General features: G+C 32.9%; 9 protein-coding genes and 1 pseudogene. 4 read left to right on the top strand and 6 right to left on the bottom strand.

All coding sequences use genetic code 11. From position 1 onward, the window contains the following. Window positions 1–167: 167 nt before the first annotated feature. The 6 genes and pseudogenes from gltX to ACFEL2_RS07070 all read right to left on the bottom strand — a co-directional run bounded on the left by gltX (window position 168) and on the right by ACFEL2_RS07070 (window position 8,403). Complete coding sequence (gene gltX / locus ACFEL2_RS07095) at window positions 168–1,520, bottom strand: glutamate--tRNA ligase (RefSeq protein ID WP_375331883.1); 1,353 nt, start codon at window positions 1,518–1,520, stop codon at window positions 168–170. 17 nt (window positions 1,521–1,537) lie between these two features. Beyond that, window positions 1,538–2,050, bottom strand: coding sequence for a topoisomerase C-terminal repeat-containing protein (locus ACFEL2_RS07090; RefSeq protein ID WP_375332397.1), 513 nt, complete (start codon window positions 2,048–2,050; stop codon window positions 1,538–1,540). A gap of 6 nt (window positions 2,051–2,056) precedes the next feature. Continuing rightward, a pseudogene (gene topA / locus ACFEL2_RS07085) lies at window positions 2,057–4,060 on the bottom strand (type I DNA topoisomerase); the annotation flags it as partial. Window positions 4,061–4,062: 2 nt separating this feature from the next. Then, the gene (gene dprA / locus ACFEL2_RS07080) at window positions 4,063–5,202 is read right to left on the bottom strand and encodes a DNA-processing protein DprA (RefSeq protein WP_341755939.1); all 1,140 of its coding nucleotides are present in this window, start codon (window positions 5,200–5,202) and stop codon (window positions 4,063–4,065) included. Window positions 5,203–5,545: 343 nt separating this feature from the next. Further along, on the bottom strand, window positions 5,546–6,148 hold the full coding sequence (locus ACFEL2_RS07075; RefSeq protein ID WP_341747226.1) for a peroxiredoxin: 603 nt from the start codon (window positions 6,146–6,148) through the stop codon (window positions 5,546–5,548). Between the two features lie 485 nt (window positions 6,149–6,633). Continuing rightward, window positions 6,634–8,403 carry an ABC transporter ATP-binding protein gene (locus ACFEL2_RS07070; protein ID WP_375331882.1) on the bottom strand — a complete coding sequence of 590 codons (1,770 nt, stop codon included), beginning with the start codon at window positions 8,401–8,403 and terminating at the stop codon, window positions 6,634–6,636. Window positions 8,404–8,528: 125 nt separating this feature from the next. On the opposite strand from ACFEL2_RS07070, the gene ACFEL2_RS07065 reads away from it, so the two are divergent. The 4 genes from ACFEL2_RS07065 (at window position 8,529) to secB (ending at window position 11,153) form a co-directional block, all read left to right on the top strand. Beyond that, entirely contained in the window at window positions 8,529–8,786 is a 258-nt protein-coding gene (locus ACFEL2_RS07065) for a DUF2671 domain-containing protein (RefSeq protein ID WP_341755938.1), read from the top strand. A gap of 112 nt (window positions 8,787–8,898) precedes the next feature. Continuing rightward, window positions 8,899–9,405, top strand: a complete 507-nt coding sequence (locus ACFEL2_RS07060) for a copper chaperone PCu(A)C (protein WP_375331881.1) — start codon at window positions 8,899–8,901, stop codon at window positions 9,403–9,405. 703 nt (window positions 9,406–10,108) lie between these two features. Continuing rightward, the gene (gene dcd / locus ACFEL2_RS07050) at window positions 10,109–10,675 is read left to right on the top strand and encodes a dCTP deaminase (RefSeq protein WP_341751713.1); all 567 of its coding nucleotides are present in this window, start codon (window positions 10,109–10,111) and stop codon (window positions 10,673–10,675) included. A gap of 28 nt (window positions 10,676–10,703) precedes the next feature. Continuing rightward, window positions 10,704–11,153 carry a protein-export chaperone SecB gene (gene secB / locus ACFEL2_RS07045; protein ID WP_341755936.1) on the top strand — a complete coding sequence of 150 codons (450 nt, stop codon included), beginning with the start codon at window positions 10,704–10,706 and terminating at the stop codon, window positions 11,151–11,153. Window positions 11,154–11,512 lie beyond the last annotated feature (359 nt).

Genomic DNA, 11,512 nt, shown 5'->3' with positions numbered 1-11,512 from the left:
CACCAGTAAAAGTAGAGTTTCGAAAGAAGTCTAATGTAAATTTTCATCCCACACATCGCATAATAATACTACTTTGAAGCATAATTTTTGCTCATATTTATCTCGAGGGTGAGACGCGAATGGGGATTAATAGCCTTTCAGGCTATTTTTTTAGATCAACACAAAAATCAACTTAATCTTTTTATAATTTCCTCTCTGCGAAGTAATGGTAATATTACTGACATTTCCGGTCCGGATGCCATTCCCGTTATAGCAAGTCTTAAAGGCAGAAATACCTCCTTGCCTTTTTTATCAGTAACGACCATAATTTTTTTAGTCCATATGCTCCAGCTATCGAGGGTTATTGGTTCGTCTGGTAACAATATAGCTGCCTGTTTTAAAAAATCTTTATCTAACCCTTCAACTTTGGATGGTGAGTAACAAATATTCCACCAATCTTTTATTTCATATAATTTTTGCAAATTAGCTCTCACTGCCAACCAAAACTGTTCAGTTACTTGCTCAGCCTTAATCTCTCTTAAGCGATCTTTTACTTCATCAAAACTAAGGCTAATTAGTAATTTATGATTCAGACGTTCTAATTCTTCCGGCAAATAAGTTGTTGGACTTTTAGAAAAATTATTAATGTCAAACTCTTTTATTAGCTGATCTAAATTCTTAAACGATACAATACTTGATGACGAACCAATTAAACTAAAAAAACTGTTAATTGCCATTGGTTCTAATCCAATTTCATCCCTTAGAGCAGCGATCTCAAATCCTCCTATTCTTTTAGATATTTTGTCATCTCGGCTAATAATTAGACCAAGATGAGCAAAATTCGGTATACTCTTTTGATTTGAGTATAGTTCTTCCTGTAGGGCTTCAAACATTTGTAGCTGAATTGCCGTATTAGTTACATGATCCTCGCCCCTAATAATATGGGTAATCGAATAATCAATATCATCAATAACTGAACAAAGCATATAAGTCATACTATTATCTTCTCTGATAACTATCGGATCACCAAGATTTTTCCCATCATATTTAACTTCACCCTTAATCATATCTTGCCATATAATTGGAGTATGCGATACCAAGAATCGATAATGTGGCTTTCTTCCTTGACTAATGTAATCGTTTATTTGTTGTTGAGTTAAATTCAAAGCTGCACGATCATATATAGGAGGGAGTCCTCTAGATAATTGTAATTTACGCTTTAATTCAAGCTCTTCCTGAGTCTCAAAACAAGGATATAATTTATTTTTTTGTAATAATAATGTTTTTATCGCCTCATACCTATCAAGCCTATTAGATTGACAAAAAGTTTGATCCCAGTTAAGTCCTAGAAATTTCAAATCCTGTTCAATAGCATTTTTATATTGTTGCTTGCTACGTTCAAGATCGGTATCATCAAACCTTAAAATGAATATGCCATTATGCTTTCTAGTATATAACCAATTTATAAGAGCTGTTCTACTATTACCTATATGCAGCATACCTGTTGGTGATGGTGCGAATCTTGTGATAACCCTTCCCATAATTTTATCTTAACCGCTTATTGTACTTTTTTCTTTTTTGTTGTTTTTTTTGCTGTAGCATTCTTTTTAGAAGTTTTTTTTGCAACTATTACCTGCTTGCCATTATCTTTCTCTTGTTTATTCTTTAACTTATTATTACTAGCTTCAATTATTTCTACAGCGATCTCTGTTGTTATGGTAAAAGGATCGTATCTTTTTGGTATTGAAATAAACCTATCAAGATATTTAAGATACGGACCATATCTACCTATACCAAGTATAATCTCTTGTTGAGATTCAGGATGCAAACATAATTTAGCCGGTAACTCAAGCAACCTCATAGCTAAAGCAAGAGTGACATCATTTTGGGCAATAGAAGGTGGCAATGATGCACGCTTTGGCTTTTCACCCTTGGCAACTTGCTCACTAGTCTGTACATATAAACCATATGGGCCTTTCTTTAGAAAAACATCAAAACCATCCTTATTTACTCCTAATAGTTTGTTCTCTTCCATAGTAGTAGTAACATCATCACTATTTTTAGAGGTAATTTGTTTTTTGAAAGTACATTCTGGGTAATTACTACAAGCTAAGAATGCTCCAAACTTACCAAGCTTCAGATCTAATTGACCTGTAGAGCAGGATGGGCAAATTCTTGACTTGTTACTTTCTGACTTTTCTCCAAATAAGTGATAATCTAAGGCTTCTTCAACATAAATAATTATATCAGATATTTTCTTTCCACTAACTACTTCTACATTGTTATTAAACCCATCCCAGAATTTTTTTAGTAAAGACTTCCATTCTATTTTACCTTCTGCCACCTCATCTAAATCATTTTCAAGATCAGCTGTGAAATCATATTCCACATATTTCTTAAAAAAACCTGTTAAAAATGTTGTAACTAAACGCCCTAATTCCTCTGGAAAGAATCGTTTTTTCTCAACAACTACATATTTTCTATCTTGCAACACTGATATAATCGAAGCATAAGTAGACGGGCGACCAATACCAAGTTCCTCAAGCCTCTTTACTAAACTAGCTTCAGAATATCTTGGTGGCGGATCAGTGAAATGTTGTGCTGGATTCACTGAATCTGTAATTAATTTCTCTCCTTCTTTTAGCGGTGGTAGAAGCCTATTTTCTTCTTCTGTTTCATCATCTAGACCTTCTTGATAAATTTTATAAAAACCATCAAACGCAATAATTGAGCCATTTGCTCTGCATGTAAATTCTTTATCTTCTGTACAGTCAATTGATGAGAATTTGGTGACGTCGTCACTCGTCGCTCGCCTATTATCTATAGGCTTCGCTCCATCGTTCCTAGCATCAAATCCTCCTGAATTGACTGTATCAAGCTGAGCTACTACCAAATCAATAATAACATTTTCCATTTGGCAAGCTACCGTCCTCTTCCAAATTAGGTCATAAAGCTTGTAAAAATCTTTATCTAGTTTATCCTTTAACTTTTCTGGTAGCAGGGTAATATCAGTTGGTCTAATCGCTTCGTGAGCTTCTTGGGCATTTTTAGCTTTAGATTTATAAACTCGCTGGCTAGCTGGCAGATATTTATCCCCAAAATTCTTATCTATCAACTGACGTATTTGCTCAACAGCTTCACTAGCAAGAGTTGTCCCGTCCGTTCTCATATAAGTGATCAAACCTATAGTTTCATTACCTATATCCATACCTTCGTAAAGTTTTTGGGCAATTTGCATAGTCTTCTTAGCAGTAAACCCTAATTTTCTTGCAGCTTCTTGCTGCAGCGAAGAGGTAATAAAAGGTGGTTGCGGTTGACGTTTTTGCTGTTTTTTTTCTATAGAGGCAACATGAAAATTCTTTAGTTTTATTTTCTCGACTAGATCATTGGCAGCTAGTTCATTAGTAATTGAGAATTTCTCTAATTTCTTACCATTAACATGAGTTAATCTTGCTAAAAACGGTTCATTATTACTATTAAGAATATTAAGACTAATATCCCAATATTCTTGCGATTTAAAACGTTCAATTTCGTCTTCTCGTTCGCAAATAAGTCTCAGTGCTACAGACTGGACTCTTCCGGCTGATCTACATCCTGGCAATTTACGCCATAATATCGGCGATAAAGTAAATCCTACCAAATAGTCTAAAGCCCTCCTTGCTTGCTGAGCATTAACCAAATCAATATCAATCTTTCTTGGGTTTTCAATTGCATGTAAAATAGCTTTTTTTGTAACTTCATCAAATGCTACTCTTTTAAAGAAATCACTAGATTTAACCAAGTTTCTTTCTTTTATTATTTCTGCAACATGCCAAGCAATTGATTCTCCTTCTCGGTCTCGATCTGTTGCTAGATAAACCATTTCAGCCTTGGCAGCATCTTTAGTTATTGCTTCAACATATTTTTCTGCTTTATCTGATATAACATATTTCATAGCAAAATCTTCATCTGGCAGAACTGAACCATTTTTAGATGGTAAATCTCTAATATGCCCAAACGAAGCAATAACTTTAAAACTATTATCTAGATATTTATTTATCGTTTTCGCCTTTGCTGGCGATTCTACTATTACTAATTTCATATTTATTTATAAATTAAAGATATCTTGTTGCCAGGATATCTAGTTATTTTTCCAGCTAGTTCTAGCTCCAGTATTATCATATATATAACCTGCAAAGGTAGCTGCGTTTGATGCAAACAATCAAAATCTATAGGAGTTGAAGATAAAAGCTCCTTAACTTTCATACGCATATCGTTGGTAATTGGATTAGCATATTTTATATCTAACGCTTTAAACTGGTTATTCTCAGCTGAATCATTCGCCACATCCTTAGATTTGCTGACAACCTTAGAAAAATGTGGTAGATTAGTTACTATATCTTGGGTAGATTCCACCATATATGCTCCTTCCTTGATAAGTTTATTAGTACCCTGACACCTAGGATCTAACGGAAATCCCGGCACTGCGAATACTTCTCTATTCTGTTCTAAAGCAAACCTTGCTGTTATTAATGATCCAGATTTTAGGCTTGCCTCAATTACTACCGTTCCAAGAGATATACCAGAAATCAATCGATTACGTTGTGGGAAATGTTGTCCAAGAGGTTTTGAACCTATTGGTAATTCAGCAATTATTAACCCCTCTTGCTGAATTTGTTCGAATAATTTAACATTTTCTAGGGGATAGACATGATCAATTCCTCCAGCGATAACTCCTATTGTTTTAGAGATATTAACTTGATGCACTGCCGTATCAATACCTCTTGCAAGTCCAGAAACCATTATATAATCTGCGTCTGTCAATTCCTTAGCGATTCTAGCTGCAAAGGCACGACCATTTACTGAAGCATTTCTTGCTCCAACAATTGCTAAACATCTTTCGTGTGATAATAACCCGATATTGCCCTTATAACTTAGTATAGGCGGGCAATCAAAAATCTCTAACAATAACCTTGAATATTCTAAAGACTTATAGGTAATAATTTTGGCGTTATTCTTTTCCAAAAGCTCAAGTTCTTTACTTGCCTCACTTTGTGAAAATACCTTTACTGGTTTAGAGCGTCCACCTCGCAGTGAGAATTCTTGTATATTTTCAATAGCAGTACTACTACTACCAAATATCTTTATTAAACTCCAAAAAGTCCTTGGACCAACATTTTCACTCCTAATTAGTCTTAGAATATCAATTGTTTCTTTTGTATAAGATACTCGGTTAGTATCCAAAAATAGCTCCTTAAGCATCAAATCTCTTTCTTTGGCTTTAAGCTTACTTTGACATAAATTATCCCTTACGCGAATTCGAGATAAGAATTTGTCAATTCTTATCCCAAATTGGAGTCTCTGAGATGATATTTGCAGTATATAACAAAATTTTCTCCCACTAAGTAAAAAAACAATTAATTTCTAACTAGAGAAGTTTAAAAGCTACAACTAGCGGTAGAAACCTGCATAAACCTATGCGTGTCATATATGGTAATCTCGATGTCATCTCTAGCTACGGTATACGGTACATTGGTGTTCGTAGCTAGCAATGACATCTACTGATCCGGCAAACCTACTCTATATACTATAATTTTTCTGCATTGGAAGCTAAGTAATCTGCTACTCCTTTATGTGATGGGGTAATACCTTCATCACCTTTATGCCACCCAGCTGGACATACTTCACCATGCTTGGCATTATAGTCTAGGGCATCTATCAGTCTTATTACTTCATCAATATTTCTACCAATTGGCAAATCATTAACTGACAAATGGCGTACTATGAATTCTTCATCAATAACAAAAGTACCACGCAGTGATATTCCATCATCATGAAGTACATTATAACTATGTGAGGCATTTTTATTAAGATCTGCCACCATAGGAATTTGGATATTGCCAACACCACCTTTATTGTAAGGAGTATTCTTCCAAGCCAAATGAGAAAAATGCGAGTCAACGCTTATTGCTATTAACTTTGTATTTCTTTCAGTAAATTCTCCTAATCTATTATTAAAGGCTATAATTTCTGATGGACAAACAAAAGTAAAATCTAGGGGATAAAAAAACAATACAACTTTATGACCCTTAGCATAATTTTTAAGATTAAATTCAGATTCTATACTATTATCAGGCATAATAGCTTTAGCTGTAAAATCCGGTGCAGCTTTTCCAACGAATACTTGCATTTTAAATTCCTTCAGTTTCAAGTGATTAAAAATATTTCTTATGATAACCTTAAGTATCGATGTAGCAAATTAATACTAGGCTCAAGTAATTATCCTCATTAGGGGTGATGTCACCCTAGGCTATTAAACCGATGTCTTACATCGAACTCAAGTTATGATACACAAAATAATAATGTATTACAATACCAAATCTTAAATGAATTAGCAGAGTAATTTAAAGATTGTAATCAATAGTTGAGTGTATGCCATAATCGGAAATGGTACGAGAACTATAAGTCATGTAATAAATAATCACTCACCTTACGTATATTGCTCGTAAATGAAGAGTTGGTAGACGATAGTATAACTTCAAGAAGAGCTAAGCAGTAGCAAAGTCGAGCGGCGTAGCGTACATGAGTAACTAGGCAGCTTCGATCTTTGGTTGCGGGAACGCCAATTCTTGAAGTTCTACCTGAGTATATAAGGTGAAAAAATCAGCAATTTCTTTAAATTATTAAGCCTTTTACTTGTGATTTCCATAGTTTTTTGTACAATTTACTGTTTTTTAGTAATTCCTCATGTTGTCCATCTTCAACTATGCTACCTTCATTAAAAACCAAAATTCTATCCATATTCAACAAAGTTGATAATCTATGAGCTATAACTAATACAGTTTTATTTTGCATTAAGTAATATAGAGAATCTTGTATCAACTCCTCAGTCTTACTATCTAGACTACTTGTTGCTTCATCAAGAATTAATATTGGAGCATTCTTTAATATTGCCCGTGCTATTATTATTCTCTGCCTCTGACCACCTGACAAGTTATTACCCCTTTCACCACATAAGCTTTGGTATCCTTCTGTTAGGCTCTCAATAAATTCATGTATATGAGCTAGTTTTGCTGCCTCTATTATCTCTTCTAAGCTAGCATCTTTTTTTCCATATCTAATATTATCCATGACTGTCCTATGAAATAGGATTGGTTCTTGCGGTATTATACTAATATTTTCTCGTAAAGAGTCTTGAGTTACATATCTAATATTTTGCCCATCAATTAGAATTTCTCCTTGGTCTATATCGTGCAACCGTGTAATAAGATTAATAAAAGTTGTTTTTCCTGAACCAGAAAATCCTACTAATCCGACCCTTTGTTGACTCAAAATTGTAACGGATTTATTCTCAAATAAATTATTATTATGGTAATATTTAAAACTAACATTTTTAAATATTATCTCACCTTTTGTAACCTTTAGAAGATGGGCATTCTCAATATCTTCTATAATATGAGGTTTCATTAATGATACACTTTGGTTAAAAGAACCAAATTCTTCAAACATATCTCCTATTTCCTGAGTTAGATCCCAAATTTCACTACTAACCGTTATAGATAAAGTAAGTATCAACACGCAATCTCCTATAGTTATTTGCATTTGACTACGAAGTTGAGCTAGATAATAAACCATTATAAAAATCATTATAGAACAAGCTATGCCTAGTACAATACGTAGCTTAAACATAAAGAGTTGCATAATTTGTTCATTAACTACAGCATCATCTATCCTTACTTCTAGATTCTGACGTTCAAATTTATGAGAAGTAAACATCCGTATTGCACCAATATTTGCAATTGCATCAACAATACTGCCGGCAACTATTGATTTGCTTCGTGCATAATTTACTGAATATTTGTTTATTGTACTTGAACAGATAACACTAGTCCCTACAAAAACACAAATATGTATAAGGAATATAGTAGCAAATATTTGATGTATCCAGTACATTGTTCCAAGAGCAAAAACAATTATAGCTAGTTTGTATAGAATTTTCTCTCCAAATAAAGACAAAACAATTTCAAAAGATCTAGCCCCTTCAGTAATACGATTGGTAATATGACCAGCAAGGTTTTCTTGAAAAAATCTATGATTATGGTACTGAGTGTAATTATACATTTCGTCTAATATCTGAGCTTTGATATATGGCATGGTTTTTAGATAAATATAATCATAAATTCGCCACATAGTATTTACACATACCCACCAAAATGCATATATTATTGCCCAAAACAACATGGAGGAAGGTAGGTCTTTAACTGTTTCATTAGAAAAAGACTCAATCAAATTTATAACTTTTTGTAGCAACACACTATCAATAGCTGGTACCATTCCCCGTATTATGCATAACACCCCTAAAATAGTTAGTTTAATTCTTCTTTTCTTTAAAAAATAGAAAAATAACCTTATTGCAGACTTTGAAAAATCAAAACCTTCTAACACAGCACACACCTCATTACAAAAAAAACTAATTAGACTAAATAACCTAAATTAATCTAACAACAAACTCTTGCCACCTTATTACTAAACTGTTATAAAAACGTACAGAATATCTGAAGTTGTTTAGAATGAAAGAAAAAAACGCACCTATTTTGAATACCCCAACTAAGAAAACTACAAACTCATTAGATACTGATAATAATCCCTTTTTTAATGTTAGGTATATTTGTCAATCAACGACTCTAATTACTGAATCTATACAAAAAGGCTTTGATGTTGCACAGTTACCTAATGGAGATATTACAGTTACAGAAATTAAAACAGTAAATGTTCACTATCATTGGGATTCTTTTAAACAAAAATTTGTTAAAGTAAGCCAAAGTTAGCATTATACACTATAAATATATTATTTTTTTGCAAAATATACTTAGTGTATGTATAATATGTTATATAATTAAGTGAATCGATTGTGTAATTAATTTAATTTATGGTAATAATATGCTACTTAAGAACATAGTAACCTTCATTGCTGTTACTTTATATTTTAGTCTATCAATATGTTTTGCAACTACCATGCCAAGTAATAACAATCCAGTAGCACCATTAGAAGCATCAGCTCCTACTGCATTAACTGCATCTGTTACAATACTAAATGCTTGGGCAAGACCTTCTGCTACTGTTAGCAAAAATAATAATTCTGCAATATATTTTGAGATTTTTAATGACTCTGACCTCGATTACAATTTGGTAAATGTTTCTTCAGATATAGCTAACAAGGTTGAATTACATAAAAGTTTTGTTGATGAAAAAGGGGTTAGTAAAATGGTAAAACTCGATAAGCTAGTCATCCCAGCTAAAAGTAGTGCTATTTTACAACCGGGTGGTATGCATATTATGCTCTTGGATCTAAGAACTATATTAAAAGTTGGTGATAATTTTGATTTATCCTTATATTTCGATAATGGTCTTCAGAAAGTTGTTCAAGTAGAAGTAAAAACAAAGTAGTTAGTCGTTCTTATAATAGACCTCTTTCGAAACTCGCTTATGCTGAGGGGTTTGAAGGAGACGCTTCACCTCGAACCGCAGCGTACTCTAATTCCGTTACGGATTCGAGTACCGCATCATTGTCCAAATCACCAGCAGAAGTAGAGTTTCGAAAGAGGTCTAATGAATGGATATTTGCCTTATATGCCAGCTATTGTTAACTCTAGTATCGGTAGTCTAGATGTCATCCTACGCTGGCAAAGCTTTCCTTGTTTGTTGTTCCCATTCTTTAGATCATCCGAGTATACTCTTTTGCTCCTACGAATTGTTTTTTGAAAATATCATGGATTCGCATGCTCATCATTCATTTTCAAATCCAATTCTTCAAATCATTTGAGTATATACGTGAATATCCTACAGTTTTGCGAAACTAATTATTTAAATTAACCTGAATTCGATGTAACAAGTTACATCGAATTCAGTATTATATATAGAAACAATCAGGTGTAGAACCGCTTCAAGAGTGCATTTTTCCTTATAACAAAGCAAGTATCGATATAAGAATTAATAATTCTTATATCGCACTGAGGTTAAAGTAGAAGAATATATAAATATTTTAATGAGGCTGCCCTGAATTAAAGCTGCTAATTAAAGTTTTAGTACTTTTAATTTTTAACTATATCATTTATATTCGGTAATTTAAACATAGTATGTGTAATTATATATGACCATTATGTCTGATAATTGGATAAGAAAAATGTGTATAGAACACGATATGATTGCACCTTTTACTGATACGCAGGTTAGATTGAATAATTCAGAGAGAATTATTTCTTATGGTTTATCTTCATACGGTTATGATGCAAGAGTCTCGAAGGAATTTAAAATATTTACTAATATTAATTCGGCAATAGTTGATCCAAAAAATTTTGATGAATATAGTTTAGTAGACAGAGAGGTTGATGTTTGTATTATTCCGCCAAACAGTTTTGCCTTAGCAAGAACAATTGAGTATTTTAAAATTCCAAGAGATGTGCTAGTTATCTGTGTTGGTAAATCAACCTATGCAAGATGTGGTATAATTGTTAACGTAACGCCGTTAGAACCGGAATGGGAAGGGCATGTAACATTAGAGTTTTCCAATACTACCCCACTGCCAGCAAGAATTTATGCTAATGAAGGAGCATGTCAATTTTTGTTTTTAAAAGGTGAACAAACTTGTAATATATCTTATGCTGATCGTTATGGGAAATATATGAAACAAAAAGGTGTTACCCTTCCAATAACTTAAAATTTAAAATGTAAAGGACTATATTATTATGAAAGATACTAACCAAAAAGAAATGCCTCATATCGCTGTTAATGCACAATACATAAAGGATTTATCTTTTGAAAATCCAGACGCTCCGAGATCTTTAGTATCTTTGGAACGTAATCCACAAATTGACTTATTCCTAGACCTCAATATTTCTAATTTACCTGAAGAGAATTTTTATGAGGTAGAATTAAGTATAGAAGCTAAAGCAATGAGTGAAAATCATAGACTATTTATAGTAGACCTAAAATATGCTGGTGTTTTTAATTTAATTAATATAGAGGAAGATCAACACCAAATAATACTAGCAATTCATTGTCCAGCAATGATTTTCCCATTTGCTAGAAAAATTATTGCTGATGTTACTCAGGATGGTGGTTTCCAACCATTGATGATTGACCCGATTGATTTTGGTGCTTTATATCATAAAAAAATGCAAGAAAATGATAATTAACCATTCACCTTACATATAGCATTTAAAAATTGTAGAAAAGTACAAGACGTCTATTAGCAAGACCACATGAGTGTCGTGGCAATCCACATTCATTAGACTATCGCTGTAACACCCCCTTATAAGTCAATATAAATCATTATTTATATTGACTTTAATATCTATTATATCATACTTTTTACTTACAATTGCTTCGTCGTCGCAAAGCAGCTCTTCGCTAATAGGTGCTAGGCTGTTTTTCCTATGACTTTTAAATTGCCATGGGGGTTATGTGTAAGGTAAGTTAACTATAAAATTATAGAAACAATCAGATTTGAGACAGTTCTGCATCTGATTGTTTCGATAATTTCACTGAATTTGGG

The organism is Candidatus Tisiphia endosymbiont of Temnostethus pusillus (assembly GCF_964264675.1).
In the GTDB taxonomy this organism is placed as follows: Bacteria; Pseudomonadota; Alphaproteobacteria; order Rickettsiales; family Rickettsiaceae; genus Tisiphia.
Note: the sequence above shows the minus strand (reverse complement) of the source record. Positions and strands in the feature narration are given on the sequence as shown.

Excerpts from the sequence above, each read along its gene's own strand:
- gltX (WP_375331883.1), bottom strand. The coding sequence starts at position 1,520 with ATGGGAAGGGTTATCACAAGATTCGCACCATCACCAACAGGTATGCTG.
- ACFEL2_RS07075 (WP_341747226.1), bottom strand. The coding sequence starts at position 6,148 with ATGCAAGTATTCGTTGGAAAAGCTGCACCGGATTTTACAGCTAAAGCT.
- ACFEL2_RS07065 (WP_341755938.1), top strand. The coding sequence starts at position 8,529 with ATGAAAGAAAAAAACGCACCTATTTTGAATACCCCAACTAAGAAAACT.
- ACFEL2_RS07060 (WP_375331881.1), top strand. The coding sequence starts at position 8,899 with ATGCTACTTAAGAACATAGTAACCTTCATTGCTGTTACTTTATATTTT.
- dcd (WP_341751713.1), top strand. The coding sequence starts at position 10,109 with ATGACCATTATGTCTGATAATTGGATAAGAAAAATGTGTATAGAACAC.
- secB (WP_341755936.1), top strand. The coding sequence starts at position 10,704 with ATGAAAGATACTAACCAAAAAGAAATGCCTCATATCGCTGTTAATGCA.